Source organism: Isoptericola sp. NPDC057653, assembly GCF_042799955.1.
Taxonomy (GTDB): Bacteria; Actinomycetota; Actinomycetes; order Actinomycetales; family Cellulomonadaceae; genus Isoptericola.
This window is the reverse complement of sequence record NZ_JBHVHP010000001.1, coordinates 442,772-459,642: the sequence shown is the minus strand read 5'-3', so window position 1 is coordinate 459,642 and position 16,871 is coordinate 442,772. Positions and strand designations below refer to the sequence as shown.

Genomic DNA, 16,871 nt, shown 5'->3' with positions numbered 1-16,871 from the left:
GCGGTCGGTCGGGTCTATCCTCGGGCTCGCGCACGGGCCCGACGGCGAGCCCTGTCGCGCGACGAGCGGAGGCGGGACATGAGCGGGCTGTCGGGCGCGGTCGCCACGACGGAGGACCACCGGGACCGGCGGGCGCGGCTGGTGGTCGCGGCGTTCTACCTGGTGCAGGGCATGTGCTTCGCGGGGCTGCTCGCGCAGGTCCCGACGCTGCAGCACGACCTCGGCATCTCCGACGGCACGCTGACGCTGATCCTGCTGCTGGTGCCCGTCGTGGCCGGCGTGGGCAGCGTGCTCGCGGGGGCGCTGGCGCCACGCGTCGGCAGCGCGCGCCTGCTGCGGGTGTGCGGGCCGCTGGTGGCGCTCGCGGTGCTCGGGGCGGGTCTGGCGCCCACGGTCGGCGCCCTGTACCCGACGGTCGCTGCCGTCGGCCTGCTGCTGGGGCTCGTGGACGCCAGCATGAACATGCAGGGCGTCGAGGTGGAGCAGAGGTACGGCCGCAGCCTGCTCAACTCGTTCCACGGTGCCTGGAGCGTGGGCGGCATCCTCGGGTCGCTCGCCGCGGTGCTGGCCCACTCGGCGGGCTGGTCCCTCGCGGGCGGGCTCGGCCTCGTGGCCGCGGTGGGGGTGTCCGTCGACCTCGTCGCGACGGTCCTGTCACGGCCGGTGCGGCCGCCGGCGCCCGAGGTCGGCGCGGTGCCGGGCCTGGTCGTGCCGGACCGGCGGTCGTCGTCGGCCGCGGACCCGGGCGCGGCCCGGGCGGAGGCCCGCGCCGAGCCGAAGGGTGGGACGCCGAAGCCCGCCGCCCCGCCGTGGGGCCCCCTCGTGCTGGTGGGGCTGGCCGTCACCATCGTCTACGTCGCCGACTCCGCGACGTCGAACTGGTCCACCAAGTACATCCAGGACGCGCTCGGGGCCGCGGCCAACGTGGCCCCGCTCGGCCTCGCCGCATACCTGTGCTGCCAGCTCGTGGGTCGCCTCGCCGCGGACCGGCAGGTCAACCGGTTCGGCCCGGTGGTGCCCGTGGCCGTCGGCGGGCTGATCGGCGCCGCCGGGCTCACCGCGGTGACGCTCGCCCCGAGCGCGTGGGTCGCGGTCGTGGGCTTCGCGCTCACCGGCCTCGGGCTGAGCGTCGTGGTGCCGCTGTCGTTCTCCGTCGCCGGGCGCCTGGACCCCGAGGGCACCGGCATCGCCGTCGCACGGGTCAACCTCTTCAACTACGTCGGCTTCGTCGTCGGCGCCGGCCTCATCGGTGGCGTGGCGGAGCTGCTGAGCCTGCGGCTCGCGTTCGCCGTGCCCGCGCTCCTGGCGCTGGGCGTCGTCGTGCTCGCGCCCGCGTTCCGCGTCGCGGCCCGCGACACGGCGCACGCCCCCACGTCCACCGCCTGACGGGACGACGACGGGCGGCCACCGTCGTACGACGGTGGCCGCCCGTGACCGGGGCCGGCCCGTGACGTGGCCGGCGGCCGGCTCAGTGCGCCGCGGGCGCCCCGTCGGCGCCGTCCGGGACCCGGCGCAGCAGGAACGACAGGCCCACCGCGACGAGCATGATCGCCGTGCCCCAGACGAACGCGTCGCCGACGCCCTCGGAGAGCGCGACCTGGGCCGACGCGCCGTCGGCGGCGAGCGCGACGGAGCGCGTGGTCATGACGGCCACGAACATCGCCGTGCCGGCGGCGCCGGCGAGCTGCTGCACGGTGCCGATCGCGGCGGAACCGTGCGAGTACAGCGGCGGGGTCAGCGACGACAGGGCCGACGTGAACAGCGGCGTGAACATGAACGCCAGGCCGAGGCTCAGCGTCACGTGCAGCCCGAGCACGTACCAGGGGGACGAGTCCGCGTGCACCTGCGTGAACAGCGCCAGTGCGATCGACACGACGATCAGCCCGGGCGTGACGAGCGGGCGCGGGCCGACCTTGTCGTAGAGCCGGCCGACCGTCGGGCCGAGGAGGCCCATGAGGAGGCCGCCGGGCAGCACGACGAGCCCGGTCTCCAGCGGCTCGAGGCCCATGCCCTGCTGCAGGAACAGCGGCAGCAGGATCAGGGAGCCGAACATGGCGATCATGCCGACGGCCATGATGCCGAGGCCGAGGCTGAAGCCCCGGAACCGGAAGACGCTCAGGTCCAGGAGGGCGCGGTCGTCGCGGGCGAGCACCAGCTGCCGCCAGATGAACAGGCCGAGCACGAGGAGGCCGACGGCGACCGGGATCCACGGCGCGACCGGCGGCGCGTGGCGCGCGGCCTCGCCGATGCTCGACAGGCCGTAGACGAGCCCGCCGAACGCCACGGCCGCGAGGAACAGCGACAGCGGGTCGAGGCGCGAGTGCGTACGGTCGGCCACGTCACGGATGTACAGGAAGCCCATGACCAGGGCGAGGACGGCGATCGGGAGCACGATGCCGAAGACCCAGCGCCAGCTCAGCAGGTCGAGGATGACGCCGGAGATCGCCGGCCCGAGCGCCGGCGCGGCCGCCATGACGATCGAGATGTTGCCCATCACCTTGCCGCGGATGCCCGGGGGCACCACCGTCATGATGGTGGTCATGAGCAGCGGCATCATGATGGCCGTGCCCGACGCCTGCACGATGCGGCCGCCCAGCAGCCAGCCGAAGCCGGGGGAGAGGGCGGCGAGCAGGGTGCCCGCGCTGAACAGCGACATCGCCAGCAGGTAGGCGCCGCGGGTGCCGAGACGCTGCAGCAGGAACCCGGTGGCCGGGATGATCACCGACATCGTCAGCATGAAGGCGGTGGTGAGCCACTGGCCCGTGCTGGCGGTGATGCCGAGGTCGGTCATGAGCGGCGCCAGGGCGACGCTCATCGTCGTCTCGTTGAGGATGACGACGAACGCGGAGCCCAGCAGCAGCGCGATGACGGTGAACTGCTGCCGCGTGAGGCGCTGCGGCACGGCCTCGTCGATGACGATGCCGGTCGTCATGGCCGCGTCGGTGGTGGCGGGGGTCAGGGTGGCCTCCGGGGTGCTCGCGTCGGACGGGACGGTGGTGTCTGTCGGTCGGGGGGCTGGCACGCGGTGCTCCGCTCGCGTCGGTGCCGGGTGAGCCCGGCGGAGGGCAGGTCAAGAACCACGCCCGTGGGCGCGGCACGTCGTCGTGGTCGGTCGTGGTCCGGGGGACGGTCACCCTCGGTGCGGTCGCCGGAGGGCGAGACCGTACTGTGTACGACCACGAACCATCCTGCGATATTCCCGCACCCGTGACGACCTGATTTCTCGACCGAACTCGTCGGTGCCCGGCGGACGGGTCTTTTGCGACCGCACCCTCCGCCGGCGACGGCCGGCCGCGCCCGGGTCAGGCGTGGGCGGCCGCGTCCTCGGCGCCACCGGCGCCGCCCGCGCGGCGGAGCCGCGGGGGCAGCTCGGCCGCGGTGCGCGCGCCGCGCGTGGCCATGAGGAGCGCCGCGACCACGTACGCGACGGCGAGGCCGACGAACACCCCGCGCGACCAGCCCGTGTCGGGCAGCGTGAACGCGGCCAGGGCGGCGGCGCCGACGAACGCCGCGTTGTAGAGGACGTCGTAGAAGGCGAACGCGCGGCCGCGGAACTCGTCCTCGGCGTCGCGCTGCACGATCGTGTCCACCGCGATCTTGGTGCCCTGCGCGGCCAGGCCCAGCAAGGTGGCGCCGGCGTAGACGACGGCCCGTTCCGGCGTCGTGACGAGGAGCAGCTGGCTGGCCGCGGCCAGGAGCAGCATGATCGCGATCCAGCCCTGCGGACCGGTGCGGCGCGAGAGCGTGGGCGTGAGCACCATCGCGACGGCGCCGCCCGCGCCGGTGAGCCCGATGACGACGGCGAACGTGCCCATCCCGGCGCTCTGGCTGCCCGGGTCGAGCAGGTTGCGGGAGATGAGGATCGACGCGATGAAGACGACGCCGTAGAGGAAGCGGTGCACGGCCATGGCGAGGAGCGCCTGGCCGGGGGTGCGGCGTGCGACGAGGTACCGGGCGCCGTCGGCCAGGCCGCGGGCGACCTTGGCGATCTCGCTGCGCAGACCGGTCTCGGCGGGGGCCTCCGGCCCGAGCTGCGTGCGGCCCAGCCGGGTCGCGAGCAGCGACGCGACGGCGAAGACGAGGGCCGCGCACACGAGCGCGGACGAGTCCTTGACGCGCCCGGGCTCGAACATCAGGCCCAGCACGAAGCCGATGCCGCCGCCCACGAACGCCGCGCCCGCGCCGAGCGTGGGGGACAGCGAGTTGGCCGTGAGCAGCAGCGGTCCGTCGACCACGCGGGGGAGGCCCGCGGACAGGCCGGCGAGGAGGAAGCGGTTGACGGAGAGCGCGGCCAGCCCGACCGCGTAGATCCAGCCGCTGACGCCGCCGGCGAGCATGAGGCCGGCCATCGTGAGCGTGAGCGCCACGCGCACGGCGTTGCCCCACACCAGGACCTGCCGCCGCTGCCAGCGGTCCAGGAGCACGCCGGCGAACGGCCCGACGATCGTGAACGGCGCGAGCATGACGGCGAACGCCCCGGCGATGGAGGCGGCCGTGCCCTGCGACTCGGGGGAGAAGAACAGCAGCGACGCCAGGCCGACCTGGAACATCCCGTCGCCCGCCTGCGAGACGAGGCGCACGGTGAAGAGCTTGCGGAAGCCCTCCAGCCGTAGCAGCGCGCGCAGCTCGTGCCAGGTCTCGCTCATCGCTCCCACCTGCTCAGCCTAGGCGGTCGACCCCGCGGGCCTCGCTGGGGCGGTCCCCCGGGTCCGTCCGGCGAGGGTCCCGGGAGTTGTGAAAGTGCTCTGTGGAAGAGATTCCTCGTCGATTCCCTTGTGCGGGCCGACTTATGAAGATACCTTCCAGAAGTCGCGACGAGGGATGTGACCCAGGACACCCTGGCGACGCGCACCGACAGGAGGGCACATGGTCCGCAGCGGCGGGGACCGGCACGTCATGGACGTGCGACGGCGCAACACGCTCAGCTGCATCGAGGTGCTGCGGGGCAGCCCCACGAGCACGCTGACGGCCCTGGCGAAGGACACCGGCCTCTCCCGCCCCACCGTCGAGTCGATCGTCGCGGAGCTCGTGGAGCGCGGGCTGGCCCGCGAGGTGCCGGGCGGGGAGGAGGCCACCCTCGGCCGCCCCGCGCGGCACTTCGCGTTCGCCGCCGACGCGCGGTACGTCGTCGGGCTCGACCTGGGCGTCCACTCGGTGACGGGGATGGTGGCCGACCTGGCCGGTCACGTCCGCGCGGTCGTGCGGCGCACGGTGGACGGACCGGTCGACGGCGTGGCACGGCTCGAGGTCGCGCGCGACGTCCAGCGCGAGCTGCTCGACGAGGTCGACGCGCCGCGGTCACGGCTCGCCGCCGTCGCCGCGGCGGTGCCCGGCATCGTCGACGGCGAGCGGGTGCGGCTCTCCCTGCCGATCGCCGACTGGACGGGCGTGAACCTCGCGGCCCGCCTCTCGACGGGCGGCGACCACCCGGTCGTGATCGAGAACGACATCAACATGGCGGCGCTCGCCGAGCACGCGCTGGGCGCGGCGCGGCTCGCCGACGACGTCGTGCTGGTACAGCTCGGCTACCGCGTGGGTGCCGCCCTCGTGCTCGGGGGCCAGCTCTATCGCGGCAACCGCTTCGCCGCGGGCGAGGTCGGGGACTTCTCGTGGACGGGCTGGGACGGCTGGTACGAGGGCAGCCTGCTCCGGGAGATCGAGCAGGCGGGCGGCGCCGAGCAGGTCGCGCTCCGCGCCCAGCAGGGCGACGGCACGGCCCTCGACCTGCTCGAGCAGTACGTGCGGCGGGTGGCCCCCGGGGTCGCGACGCTCGCGATGGTCGTCGACCCGGAGTGCGTGGTGCTCGGCGGCGGGCTCTCGCGCGCCGGCGAGCTGCTGCGCGCACCCCTGCAGGCCGAGGTCGACCGCCTGGTCCACCCCCGGGCGGCCGCCCCGCTGGTGACGTCGGCGTTCGCCGCCGACGGCGCCGCGCTGGGCGCGCTGGTCCGCGCGCTCGAGGTGGGTTCCGAGGCGGTGTTCGGCAGTGCCGAGATCGCGGCGCCCTCGCTGCGGGTGGCCGACCCGGCCGCGTCCCTGGCCGACGCGCTCGCCGCCGCGGCGCGGACGCAGACCACCGCCGCGGCTCCCGTGACGGCACGCCGATCACGACCTCGCCGGTGATGGCGCGCGACGCGGTCGCGACCGGCATCGCCGCCACCGTCTCGCTGCGCGCCGGCTCGGCGCCGCAGCGTGTCCGACCCGTGGCCCCCGAGGTCGCGGCGCACTTCGACGACGTCGTCGAGCCCGAGGCGAGGACGCCCGGGTCCTGAGGTACCCACCCCACCGGAGGAGCACCCTGATGAAGCACCTCATCCGCAGCTCGGCCCTCGTGGGCGTCGCTGCCGTGGCACTGACGCTCACCGCCTGCTCGAGCGGCGGCGACGCCGCCGAGGCCGACGGCGCGGTCGCGTCGACCGACGCCCAGGCCGAGATCACCTACTCGATCTGGGACGAGAACCAGAAGCCCGCGATCGACCAGAACATCAAGGACTTCAACAAGAAGTACCCGGACATCAAGGTCACCGTCGACCTGACCCCGTACCAGCAGTACTTCACCAAGCTGCAGACGCAGGGCGAGTCGCGCACCCTCCCCGACGTGTTCTGGATGAACGGCCCGAACGTCCAGCTCTACGCGGCGAACGACCTGCTCGAGCCGCTCACCGGGCTCGTCGACTCCGGCGAGCTGGACCCGACCAAGTACCCCGACGCGCTCAACCAGCTGTACACCTTCGAGGACGCCCAGTACGGGCTCCCCAAGGACTTCGACACCGTGGCGCTCTGGTACAACAAGGCGCTCTTCGAGAAGGCCGGTGTCGACCTCCCCACCGACGACTGGACGTGGGACGACTTCAGCGCCGCGGCCGGCACGATCTCCGACGAGCTCGCCGACCAGGGCGTCTACGGCGTCGTCACCGAGCTCAACAGCGCGGGGCAGAGCAGCTACTACGACTCGATCCTGCAGGCCGGCGGCCAGGTCATCTCGGACGACGGCACGACGTCCGGGTACGACGACCCGGCGTCGATCGAGGGGCTGCAGCTCTGGGCGGACCTCGTCGGGGACGGGTCCGCGCCGACCCTCGAGCAGATGTCCGACACCAAGCCGAACGTCTGGTTCAGCTCCGGCAAGGCCGCCATGTTCTGGTCCGGCAACTGGTCGGTCGCGGAGATGAAGGACTCGCCGAACAAGGACGACTTCGGCACGGTGCGGCTGCCGGAGGGCCCCGAGCGACGCGCCACCGTCATCCACGGCCTCGCGAACGTCGTCGCCGCGGACAGCGAGAACAAGGAGGCCGCCAACGCGTTCCTCGCCTACCTCGGCTCCGAGGAGGCGCAGCGCACGCAGGCGGAGATGGGCGCCGCGAACCCCGCCTACACGGGCACGCAGCAGGCGTTCGTCGACTCCGTGCCGAGCTTCGGGATCGACGTCTTCCTGCAGTCCGCGGACGAGATGTCCTTCCCGTACCCGATCTCCAAGAACACGGCGGCGTGGAACGCGCTCGAAAACGAGCTCCTCCCGCAGGCGTTCTCGGGCGACCGGCCCGTCGAGGAGGTCGCCAAGGAGCTCGCCGACGCCATGAACGAGGAGCTGGCGAAGGAATGACCTCCGTCGACCGCAGCCCCCGGGCGGGCGTCGCCGCGCCCGCCCGGGGCTCCACCCCTCCGGCCTCGGCCGGGGCCCGCGCACCACGCGGGCCCCGGCAGGGGTACGACGGCTGGTGGCCCGTCCTCTTCGTGCTGCCGACGATGTTCGGCGTCGTCCTGTTCTACCTGTGGCCGATCATCCAGACCGGCTACTTCAGCCTCACCGAGTGGGGCGCCTTCGGGGGCCAGACGTGGGTGGGCGTGGAGAACTACCAGCGCCTCGCCCGCGACCCGGACCTCGGGACGGCCGTCGTCAACACCCTCGTCTACACCGCGATCGTGCTGCTCGGCATCCCGATCGCGATGTTCGTCGCGAGCCTGCTCAACCGGCCCGGGATGCGGTTCACCGCGTTCTACCGGGTGCTGTACTTCATGCCGTACGTCGCGATGCCGACGGCGGTCGCGATGGTGTGGCGGCTCATCTTCAACGGCGACTTCGGCGTCCTCAACTGGGCGCTCGGGCTGGTGGGCGTGGACGGTCCCGCGTGGACCTCCACGCCGGGGTTCGCGCTGGTCGCCGTGTCCGTCGTCGGCCTGTGGACGTCGCTCGGCTTCGCCATCATCATCCTGTCCGCCGGCCTGAAGAACATCCCGCCGGAGCTCTACGAGGCGGCCTCGCTCGACGGCGCGTCGGCCTGGCGGCAGTTCCGCTCCGTCACCGCGCCGCTGCTCACCCCGAGCGTCTTCTTCGTCACCGTCATCACGGTCATCAACGGCTTCCAGCTGTTCGACCTGCTGTACGCCCTCATGGGGCAGGGCAACCCCGCGATGCGGCAGACGCAGTCCCTCGTCTACCTCTTCTACAACGAGGCGTTCCTGCGCAACGACAAGGGCTTCGCCGCGGCCATCGCCATGGTGATCCTGCTGATCGTCGGCGCCGTCACCCTGCTCCAGTTCCGCATGCAGAGGAGGTGGGTCACCTATGCCTGACGCGACCCTCACGACCACCGGCCCGACGCTCGCGGGACGGTCGGGGACGCCCCGCCGCCGCACGTCGCGCCACGGGTCGAACACCTGGGCGCACGTGCTGCTCGCCGTCGGCGGCGTGGTCATGGTGTTCCCGTTCGTGTGGCAGCTGCTCACGTCGCTGTCCACCAACGCGCAGGTGATGAGCGTGCCCCCGGTGTTCTGGCCGGGGGAGCTCCAGTGGGGCAACTACGCCGAGGTGTTCTCCAAGCTCCCGTTCCTCCAGGAGTTCTGGGTCTCGGTCTCCATCACCGTGGTGCGGACCGCGGGCCAGCTCGTGCTGTGCTCGATGGCCGGCTACGCGTTCGCCCGCATGCGGTTCCCGCTGCGCGGCGTGCTGCTCGCGCTGGTCCTGTCGATCCTCATGGTGCCGTCGCAGGTGTACCTCATCCCGCAGTACCAGATCATCAACGGGCTCGGCTGGCTGAACACCGTGGCCGGCATCGCCGCGCCCGGCATCTTCAGCGCGTTCGGCACCTTCCTGATGATGCAGTTCTTCAAGGGCGTGCCCGACTCGCTCGAGGAGGCGGCCCGGCTCGACGGGGCCAACCCGTTCCAGGTCTTCTGGCGGGTGATGCTGCCGCTCGCCGGGCCCAGCCTCGGCGCGCTGTCGATCATCACGGTGCTCTGGTCCTGGAACGACCTCCTGTGGCCGCTCGTCGTGTCGACCCGGGCCGAGAGCATGCCGCTGGCGGCCGGGATCGCGACGTTCGCGGGTCGCACCACCACCGACTACACGGTGATGATGGCGGCCAGCGTGCTCGCGATGGCGCCCATCCTCCTGCTCTTCGTCGTCATGCAGCGCCGTGTGATCGACGGCCTCGCCCATTCCGGACTCAAGTAGGGAGCACCATGCCTTCCCCCACCCTCACGGTCGGCCTCGTCGGAGCGGGCGGCATCGCGCGGGCGCACGCCCCCGCGTGGCGCGCGCTCGGCGCCGACCTCGTCGTCCACTCCGTCGCCGGCGCGTCCGAGCTCGCCGCCGCGCACGGCGGCCGCGCGGCCGCCACGCTGGACGAGCTGCTCGACACCGTCGACGTCGTCGACGTCGTGACCCCCACGCCGACGCACCTCGACGTGGCCGCCGCGGCGCTCGCGGCCGGCCGGCACGTGCTCTGCGAGAAGCCCCTCGCGCGCACGTCGGCCGACGCCGTGGCCATGCTCGACGCGGCCCGGGCGGCCGACCGCCAGCTCTACCCGGGGCACGTGGTGCGGTTCTTCCCCGAGTACGCGCTCATGCGGGGCGCCGTGCAGGACGGGGAGATCGGCCGCCCGGCCGTGCTGCGCTTCGCCCGCGGCGGGATGTTCCCCGTCTGGTCGCCGTGGTTCGCCGACGACGCGGCGTCGGGCGGCGTCGTCCTCGACCTCATGATCCACGACATCGACGTGGCCCGATGGGTCGCGGGCGAGGTCACGAGCGTCTTCGCCACCCGCCGGTCCCTCGAGGAGGACGGGCGGCCGCACACGCTGGCGCACGTGGTGCTCACCCACGCCGGCGGGGCGATCACCCACGTCCGCGGGCTGTGGGGCGCGCCGCACACCACCTTCCGGACGTCGTTCCACGTGGCGGGAGACGCCGGCGTGCTGCGCTTCGACTCGGCGGAGGCCAGGGGCGTCCGGTCCGACCTGCCGCCCGTGCCCACGGGCGGGCAGGACCGGCCCGCCCCGGCCGCGGGGGAGAGCCCCTACCTCACCGAGATCCGGGAGTTCGCCCGGGCCTTCGCGGCGTCACCGACGGCGCTGGCCCCCGACGACCCCCGCACGCCCCGCGTCAGCGCGGTCGACGGCGTGGTCGCCGTCGAGCTCGCCGATGCGGCCCTCGCCTCCATCGACTCCGGGGCGCCCGTCCCCGTGGACACCGCCGCCCGCGCGCGCGAGCTCGGCAGCACGCCGGTGCCCACCCCCACCCTCGCCACCACCGGGAGCCGAGCATGACCGACACCACCACGCCGGGAGGGGGCGCCCGCACGCTGCGGGTCGCCGTCCTGTCGTTCGCCCACGTCCACGCCGCGTCGTACATCGCGCTCCTGCGCGACCGGCCCGGGGTGGAGCTGCTCACCGCCGACCCGGACGCGGCCTCGGCGCCGGCCGACGAGCTGCGCGGGCGGGAGTTCGCCGCGCAGCACGGCGCGCCCTACGTCGACAGCTACGCCGAGGCGCTCGCCTGGGGCCCGGACGCGGTGATCGTGTGCGCGGAGAACGCGCGGCACCGGGACGTCGTCCTGGCCGCCGCGGAGGCCGGGGCGCACGTGCTCTGCGAGAAGCCCCTGGCCACGCGAGTCGAGGACGCCGAGGCGATGGTCGCGGCCTGCGACGCCGCCGGGGTGCACCTGATGACCGCCTACCCCGTGCGCTTCAGCCCCGAGTTCGCGACCCTGCGCGGCCTCGTCGAGGACGGCGCCCTCGGCACCGTCCTGGGCGGCACGGGCACGAACAACGGGAAGGTCCCGGCGGGGCGCGTGTGGTTCACCGACCCGGAGCTCGCCGGGGGCGGCGCGCTCGCCGACCACGTCGTGCACGTGGCCGACCTGCTCGACGCCCTGCTCGGCCAGGAGGTCGTGGCCGTCCGGGCCGTCACCAACCGCGTGCTGCACGGCGACGACGCGCGGGTGCGCGCCGAGACGGGCGGACTGGTGAGCCTCACGTACGCGGGCGGCGCCGAGGTGACGGTGGACTGCTCCTGGTCGGTCCCCGACGGCGCGGCCACCTGGGGCGGGCTCACGCTGCAGGTCGTGGGGACGGGCGGCACCGTCGAGATCGACCCGTTCGGGGCGCACGTCGGCGGGCTCGTGGCCGGCGGCGGCCGGCAGGCGTGGCTCGGGTTCGGCGAGAACCTCGACGCGCTGATGCTCGAGCACTTCCTCGGGTGCGTGCGGTCGGGTGCCGCTCCCGGCCCCGACGGCCGGACGGGGCTGCGCACGCTGCGCGCCGTCGTCGCGGCGCAACGGTCCGTCGCCGAGGGCGGCAGCGTGGTGCGCCTCGACGCCTGAGCGTCGTGGGCACGACCGAGGCCGGGCACCGTGTCCCGGTGCCCGGCCTCGGTCGTGCGCGGTCGTCAGGCCGTCGTCAGACGGTCGTCGGACGCGGGAGGGGTGCGCTCAGCGCTCCACGTCGCCGCGGATGAAGGCCTCGAGCTGGGCGCGGCCGGCCGTGTCCTCCATCTGCACGGGCGGGGACTTCATGAAGTAGGTCGACGCCGACAGGATCGGGCCACCCACGCCGCGGTCGAGGGCGATCTTCGCGGCGCGGACGGCGTCGATGATGATGCCGGCCGAGTTGGGCGAGTCCCACACCTCGAGCTTGTACTCCAGGTTCAGGGGCACCTCGCCGAACGCGCGGCCCTCGAGGCGGACGTACGCCCACTTGCGGTCGTCTAGCCACGCGACGTAGTCCGACGGGCCGATGTGGACGTTGCGGTCCTCCTTCTTGCCGCCGAGCGCGCCGGTGAGGTTCGAGGTCACCGCCTGCGTCTTGGAGACCTTCTTCGACTCGAGGCGGTCGCGCTGCAGCATGTTCTTGAAGTCCATGTTGCCGCCGACGTTCAGCTGGTACGTGCGGTCCAGCACGACGCCGCGGTCCTCGAAGAGCTTGGCGAGCACGCGGTGCGTGATCGTGGCGCCGACCTGCGACTTGATGTCGTCGCCGACGATCGGCACGCCGGCGTCCTCGAACTTCTTGGCCCACTCGGGGTCGGAGGCGATGAACACGGGCAGGGCGTTGACGAAGGCGACCTTCGCGTCGATCGCGGCCTGCGCGTAGAACTTGTCCGCCGCCTCGGAGCCGACGGGCAGGTAGGAGACGAGGACGTCGACCTTCGCGTCCTTGAGCGCCTGCACGACGTCGACGGGCTCGGCGTCCGACTCGTCGATCGTCGCGGAGTAGTAGTCGCCGAGGCCGTCGAGCGTGTGACCACGCTGGACGACGACGCCCGTCGGCGGCACGTCGGCGAACTTGATGGTGTTGTTCTCCGAGGCGTGGATCGCCTCGGCGAGGTCGAAGCCGACCTTCTTCGCGTCGACGTCGAACGCCGCCACGAACTCCAGGTCCCGCACGTGGTAGTCACCGAGCTGCACGTGCATGAGGCCGGGGACGGTGTCGGTCGGGTCGGCGTCACGGTAGTAGTGCACGCCCTGGATCAGGGACGATGCGCAGTTTCCGACACCGACGATGGCAACGCGGACGGAGGTCATCCTCGCTCCTTGTTTCTCTGGGCCGGGGCATCCTGCACCCCGGCGCTGTGGTCGCGGTCGCGGCCGAGAGCACGGTCGCGTTCCGTGGTGATGAGTCCGTCGAGCCAGCGCACCTCGCGCTCGACCTGTTCGAGCCCGTGGCGCTGCAGCTCGAGGGTGTACTCGTCGAGCCGCTCGCGGGTGCGTGCGGCGGACTCCCGGACCGCCTCCAGCCGCTCGGTGAGCCGGGTGCGCCGGCCTTCGAGGATGCGGATGCGGGTCTCGGCGTCCGTCTGCGCGAAGAACGCGAAGCGGACGTCGAAGTTCTCGTCCTCCCAGGCGGCCGGACCGGACGACGCGAGGACGGTCTGGAGGTGCTCCTTGCCGTCCGCGGTCAGCCGGTACACGATCTTGCCGCGCCGGCCCGTCAGGGGTGCCTTGCCCGAGGTCTTGGCGCCGGCCTGCCGGGTCCCCGGCGTCCGGACCGCGGCCGCGGGGGCCTCGCGCTCGGTGGTCTCGATGAGGCCGCGGGCGACGAGAGACTTCAGCGCCGGGTAGAGGGTGCCGTAGGAGAACGCGCGGAACGAGCCGAGCAGCAGGTTGAGCCGCTTGCGCAGCTCGTACCCGTGCAGCGGGGCGGAGTTGAGCAGGCCGAGGATGGCCGTCTCGAGCACCACAGACCTGCTGCGCACGAGGGTTCCCCTCCCTGTCCGATGTCCCGTCCCTGCCGACCCGTCGTCACGACGTATCGAGTCGATACATCGTGAGAATAGGACGCGTCGACACGGTCGTGCAACGGGAGAGGTCCGGACAGCACGCCCGCCCAGATGTGAAGGTTCCGCGAAGCGCGGGCCAAAGGCATGGGGACGCTCGGCGCAAACCGTCGCCCGGAGCGCACGGGGCTCCCGTCGGCCGTTCGCCATCGCCTAGTGTTCCCTGTGGTCCGCAGGCCGGCCGAGCGCGGTACGAGAGCGCCGCCGGTCCCGCACGACGAAAGGCTTGACGTGGCGAGGAGACGTCGCTTCTGGAACTACCCGCGCCCGAACAAGGGCCCGGTGCGACGTTGGCTGCCCTCGTGGCGGATCGTCGTCGGCACCGCCCTGACCGGCACGGCGCTCGGCGCCGGCCTGTTCGTGGCCGCGTGGAGCACGACGACGATCCCCGACGGTCTCAACGACGTGAACAACCAGGCCACGACCGTCTACTGGTCGAACGGCAAGGTCATCGGCACGTTCGGCGAGCAGAAGCGCGAGCTGATCAAGCTCGACGACCTCCCGCCCTACGTCGGCAACGCCGTCGTCGCGTCGGAGGACACGACCTTCTGGACCAACAGCGGCGTCGACCTCAAGGGCATCGCGCGAGCCGCCTACAGCAACGTCCAGGGCGGCGGCCGCCAGGGGGCGTCGACGCTCACGCAGCAGTACGTGGAGCGGTACTACCTCGACACGACGACGTCGTACGCGGGCAAGGCGCGCGAGGCGATCATCGCCCTCAAGGTGGCGCAGACGCAGCCCAAGGAAGAGGTGCTCGAGAACTACCTCAACACCATCTACTGGGGCCGCGGCACCTACGGCATCCAGGCGGCGTCGCAGGAGTACTTCAAGAAGGACGCGAAGGACCTCACGCCCTCCGAGGCGGCCCTGCTGTCCGGCATCATCCCGTCGCCGGTGAACTGGGACCCGTCGGTCAACGAGAAGCAGGCGAAGATCCGCTGGGGCCGCAGCATCGACCGGATGTACGAGCAGGGGTACATCACCAAGGACGAGCGCTCGAAGGCGGAGTTCCCCAAGTTCCAGAAGAAGAAGGAAGCCACCAACACCTGGGGCGGGCAGAAGGGGTACATCCTGTCCGCGGTGCGCAAGGAGCTCCTCCGCTCGGACTCCAACCCGGACGGCGCCTTCACCGAGGCCGACCTCGACACCCGCGGCCTGAAGATCACGACGACGATCGACCAGAAGCTGCAGAACGCGGCCGTGGACGTCGCCAAGTCGCTGCCCGACGACGCGAGCAAGAACGTGCGCATGTCGCTCGTGTCGATCGACCCGAAGACGGGTGCGGTCAGGGCGCTCTACGGCGGCAAGGACTACGTCAAGCAGTCGCTGAACGTCGCGACCCAGGACACCGTGCAGGCGGGCTCGACGTTCAAGCCGTTCACGCTGCTCGGCGCCCTCGAGAAGGGCGTCACCCTCGAGGACAAGTTCGACGGCAACTCGCCCGGGCACCCCGTCGACCCCGACACGGGCAAGCCGTGGGTGGACAGCGGAGGCGTCCCGTGGGAGCCCGAGAACTTCGGCTACTACGACTACGGGTCGGCGATCAGCCTCGCGGACGCGACGGCCAACTCGGTCAACTCGGCGTACGCGCAGCTCAACCTGGACATCGGCCCGAAGACCACCGCGGAGGTCGCGCACCGCGCGGGCATCCGGGACGCGACCGACATCAAGGCGGTGCCCTCCAACGTGCTCGGCACGGCGGACGTCTATCCCATCGACCTGGCGGGGGCGTACTCGACCATCGCGGCCGGTGGCTACCGCACGACCTCGCACGTCGTGGAGAAGGTGCAGACCTCCGACGGCACCCAGGTCTACGCGGGCCCCGTCGAGCAGAAGAAGGTCTTCGACGCGGACGACGTCACGGCCGCGACCTACGCCATGACGCAGGTCGTCGAGAAGGGCTCCGGGAAGACGGCGCAGGAGCTCGGCCGGCCCGTGGCCGGCAAGACGGGTACCTCGCAGCAGAACAAGTCCGCGTGGTTCGCCGGCTTCGTGCCGCAGCTGACCACCGTCGTCGGGCTGCGCCAGTACGCGAACGTCGACCTCGAGAAGGGGGTGCTGGGCGGCGTCGCCCCGATCGACTCGTTCGGTGAGTGGAAGCAGCAGGGGCTCGGCATCACCGGTGGTTCGTGGCCGGTGCGCGCGTGGACCGACTTCATGCAGGTCGCGACCGAGGGCATGGACGAGGAGGACTTCCCGGAGTACGTGCCGGCGCAGCCCACGTTCACGCCGACGCCGACGCCCACGGAGACCGAGGAGGAGAAGGTCACCGTCCCGGACCTCACCGGCCAGGACGTGGCCAAGGTGACCAGCGAGCTGGAGAAGCTGGGTCTCGTCGTCCGGACCCAGGCGCAGAACAGCGACCAGCGCAAGGGCGTCGTGCTGCAGATCATGGGGGCGGGCACGGACGTGCCGAAGAACTCCACCGTCACGATCGTCGTCTCGACGGGACAGCCCGACCAGCCCGAGCAGGTCGTGGTGCCGAACGTCGTCGGCCAGCCCCGGACGTCCGCCGAGCAGATGCTGCGCGGGGACAGTCTGGAGCCGAAGGTGCGCGAGGAGTTCAGCGACGAGCCGGTCGGGGTGGTCATCGCCATGAACCCCGGCTCCGGCAACAGCGTCGACCCCGGGACGCCGGTGACGATCACCGTGTCGAAGGGGCCGAAGGACGACGGCAACGGCAACGGCAACGGGAACGGCAACGGGAACTCGCCCAGCCCCGACCCGACTCCCACCGACGACGGGGGCGGCATCCTCGACGGCGTCGGGCAGGACGACTGACCGATTTCCGGGAGACCCGCACGGGCGGGTATCCTGGTCGACTGGCTGTGCCCGCCACCCCGGATCGTTCCGGGGCGGGGCGCGGCCGACGCACGAATGAACCCTCCTGTCACGGAACGACCGTGACCGCTGAGACCAGAGGAGGTGGGTTGAACACATGCGTCAGTACGAGCTGATGGTGATCCTGGACCCGGAGGTCGAGGAGCGCACCGTGGCCCCGTCGCTGGAGAAGTACCTGTCGGTCATCTCGACCGAGGGTGGCTCCGTCGACAAGGTCGACATCTGGGGTCGTCGCCGCATGGCGTACGACATCAACAAGCGTTCCGAGGGCATCTACGCCGTCGTCGACTTCACCTCGACGCCGGACACCGCGAAGGAGCTGGACCGCCAGCTCGGCCTGAACGAGGCCGTGCTGCGCACCAAGATCCTGCGCAACGACGCCCGCTGAGACCTGAACCGACACTCTGCCCCGTCGCGGGCGACGTCCTTCGGGATGTCAGCGCCCCGTGATGGGATCCCCTCACGACTCTCGGACGAACGA

The 16,871-nt window shown here is 72.2% G+C and carries 14 protein-coding genes; 10 read left to right on the top strand and 4 right to left on the bottom strand.

Translation table 11 applies throughout. The features are described from left to right. Positions 1–78: 78 nt before the first annotated feature. Entirely contained in the window at positions 79–1,386 is a 1,308-nt protein-coding gene (locus ACFU9A_RS02050) for an MFS transporter (RefSeq protein WP_430573598.1), read from the top strand. A gap of 82 nt (positions 1,387–1,468) precedes the next feature. On the opposite strand, the gene ACFU9A_RS02045 is transcribed toward ACFU9A_RS02050, so the two are convergent. Together ACFU9A_RS02045 and ACFU9A_RS02040 are read right to left on the bottom strand one after the other, a co-directional pair. Then, entirely contained in the window at positions 1,469–2,932 is a 1,464-nt protein-coding gene (locus ACFU9A_RS02045) for an MDR family MFS transporter (RefSeq protein WP_430575323.1), read from the bottom strand. Between the two features lie 370 nt (positions 2,933–3,302). Next, positions 3,303–4,646, bottom strand: a complete 1,344-nt coding sequence (locus ACFU9A_RS02040) for an MFS transporter (RefSeq protein ID WP_430573597.1) — start codon at positions 4,644–4,646, stop codon at positions 3,303–3,305. Between the two features lie 220 nt (positions 4,647–4,866). Here ACFU9A_RS02040 and ACFU9A_RS02035 point away from each other — a divergent pair, with 220 nt between their 5' ends. Genes ACFU9A_RS02035 through ACFU9A_RS02005 form a run of 7 tightly spaced genes read left to right on the top strand, consistent with a single transcriptional unit; the run spans position 4,867 to position 11,597 of the window. Then, positions 4,867–6,120 carry an ROK family protein gene (locus ACFU9A_RS02035; RefSeq protein ID WP_430573596.1) on the top strand — a complete coding sequence of 418 codons (1,254 nt, stop codon included), beginning with the start codon at positions 4,867–4,869 and terminating at the stop codon, positions 6,118–6,120. Then, complete coding sequence (locus ACFU9A_RS02030) at positions 6,120–6,269, top strand: hypothetical protein (protein WP_430573595.1); 150 nt, start codon at positions 6,120–6,122, stop codon at positions 6,267–6,269. The genes ACFU9A_RS02035 and ACFU9A_RS02030 overlap by 1 nt, the downstream gene beginning before the upstream one ends. Before the next feature lie 29 nt (positions 6,270–6,298). Continuing rightward, positions 6,299–7,600 (top strand): ABC transporter substrate-binding protein, encoded by a 1,302-nt coding sequence (locus tag ACFU9A_RS02025; protein ID WP_430573594.1) that lies wholly within the window; start codon positions 6,299–6,301, stop codon positions 7,598–7,600. Then, positions 7,597–8,571, top strand: coding sequence for a carbohydrate ABC transporter permease (locus tag ACFU9A_RS02020; RefSeq protein WP_430573593.1), 975 nt, complete (start codon positions 7,597–7,599; stop codon positions 8,569–8,571). The genes ACFU9A_RS02025 and ACFU9A_RS02020 overlap by 4 nt, the downstream gene beginning before the upstream one ends. Beyond that, positions 8,564–9,451 (top strand): carbohydrate ABC transporter permease, encoded by an 888-nt coding sequence (locus ACFU9A_RS02015; protein ID WP_430573592.1) that lies wholly within the window; start codon positions 8,564–8,566, stop codon positions 9,449–9,451. Before ACFU9A_RS02020 ends, ACFU9A_RS02015 begins: the two co-directional genes overlap by 8 nt. Positions 9,452–9,459: 8 nt before the next feature. After that, positions 9,460–10,542: a Gfo/Idh/MocA family protein gene (locus ACFU9A_RS02010; protein ID WP_430573591.1), complete on the top strand. Its 1,083-nt coding sequence runs from the start codon at positions 9,460–9,462 to the stop codon at positions 10,540–10,542. Then, complete coding sequence (locus ACFU9A_RS02005) at positions 10,539–11,597, top strand: Gfo/Idh/MocA family protein (protein ID WP_430573590.1); 1,059 nt, start codon at positions 10,539–10,541, stop codon at positions 11,595–11,597. The genes ACFU9A_RS02010 and ACFU9A_RS02005 overlap by 4 nt, the downstream gene beginning before the upstream one ends. A 108-nt stretch (positions 11,598–11,705) precedes the next feature. On the opposite strand, the gene ACFU9A_RS02000 is transcribed toward ACFU9A_RS02005, so the two are convergent. Both ACFU9A_RS02000 and ACFU9A_RS01995 read right to left on the bottom strand, forming a co-directional pair. After that, positions 11,706–12,797, bottom strand: a complete 1,092-nt coding sequence (locus ACFU9A_RS02000; RefSeq protein WP_430573589.1) for an inositol-3-phosphate synthase — start codon at positions 12,795–12,797, stop codon at positions 11,706–11,708. Next, complete coding sequence (locus tag ACFU9A_RS01995) at positions 12,794–13,468, bottom strand: PadR family transcriptional regulator (RefSeq protein WP_430573588.1); 675 nt, start codon at positions 13,466–13,468, stop codon at positions 12,794–12,796. Before ACFU9A_RS01995 ends, ACFU9A_RS02000 begins: the two co-directional genes overlap by 4 nt. A gap of 312 nt (positions 13,469–13,780) precedes the next feature. On the opposite strand from ACFU9A_RS01995, the gene ACFU9A_RS01990 reads away from it, so the two are divergent. Together ACFU9A_RS01990 and rpsF are read left to right on the top strand one after the other, a co-directional pair. Then, positions 13,781–16,330: a transglycosylase domain-containing protein gene (locus ACFU9A_RS01990; RefSeq protein ID WP_430573587.1), complete on the top strand. Its 2,550-nt coding sequence runs from the start codon at positions 13,781–13,783 to the stop codon at positions 16,328–16,330. A 157-nt stretch (positions 16,331–16,487) separates the two neighbouring features. Continuing rightward, positions 16,488–16,778, top strand: coding sequence for a 30S ribosomal protein S6 (rpsF, locus tag ACFU9A_RS01985; protein WP_430573586.1), 291 nt, complete (start codon positions 16,488–16,490; stop codon positions 16,776–16,778). Positions 16,779–16,871 lie beyond the last annotated feature (93 nt).

Coding starts and splice junctions, on each gene's coding strand:
- ACFU9A_RS02050 (WP_430573598.1), top strand. CDS start 79: ATGAGCGGGCTGTCGGGCGCGGTCGCCACGACGGAGGACCACCGGGAC.
- ACFU9A_RS02045 (WP_430575323.1), bottom strand. CDS start 2,932: ATGACGACCGGCATCGTCATCGACGAGGCCGTGCCGCAGCGCCTCACG.
- ACFU9A_RS02040 (WP_430573597.1), bottom strand. CDS start 4,646: ATGAGCGAGACCTGGCACGAGCTGCGCGCGCTGCTACGGCTGGAGGGC.
- ACFU9A_RS02035 (WP_430573596.1), top strand. CDS start 4,867: ATGGTCCGCAGCGGCGGGGACCGGCACGTCATGGACGTGCGACGGCGC.
- ACFU9A_RS02030 (WP_430573595.1), top strand. CDS start 6,120: ATGGCGCGCGACGCGGTCGCGACCGGCATCGCCGCCACCGTCTCGCTG.
- ACFU9A_RS02025 (WP_430573594.1), top strand. CDS start 6,299: ATGAAGCACCTCATCCGCAGCTCGGCCCTCGTGGGCGTCGCTGCCGTG.
- ACFU9A_RS02020 (WP_430573593.1), top strand. CDS start 7,597: ATGACCTCCGTCGACCGCAGCCCCCGGGCGGGCGTCGCCGCGCCCGCC.
- ACFU9A_RS02015 (WP_430573592.1), top strand. CDS start 8,564: ATGCCTGACGCGACCCTCACGACCACCGGCCCGACGCTCGCGGGACGG.
- ACFU9A_RS02010 (WP_430573591.1), top strand. CDS start 9,460: ATGCCTTCCCCCACCCTCACGGTCGGCCTCGTCGGAGCGGGCGGCATC.
- ACFU9A_RS02005 (WP_430573590.1), top strand. CDS start 10,539: ATGACCGACACCACCACGCCGGGAGGGGGCGCCCGCACGCTGCGGGTC.
- ACFU9A_RS02000 (WP_430573589.1), bottom strand. CDS start 12,797: ATGACCTCCGTCCGCGTTGCCATCGTCGGTGTCGGAAACTGCGCATCG.
- rpsF (WP_430573586.1), top strand. CDS start 16,488: ATGCGTCAGTACGAGCTGATGGTGATCCTGGACCCGGAGGTCGAGGAG.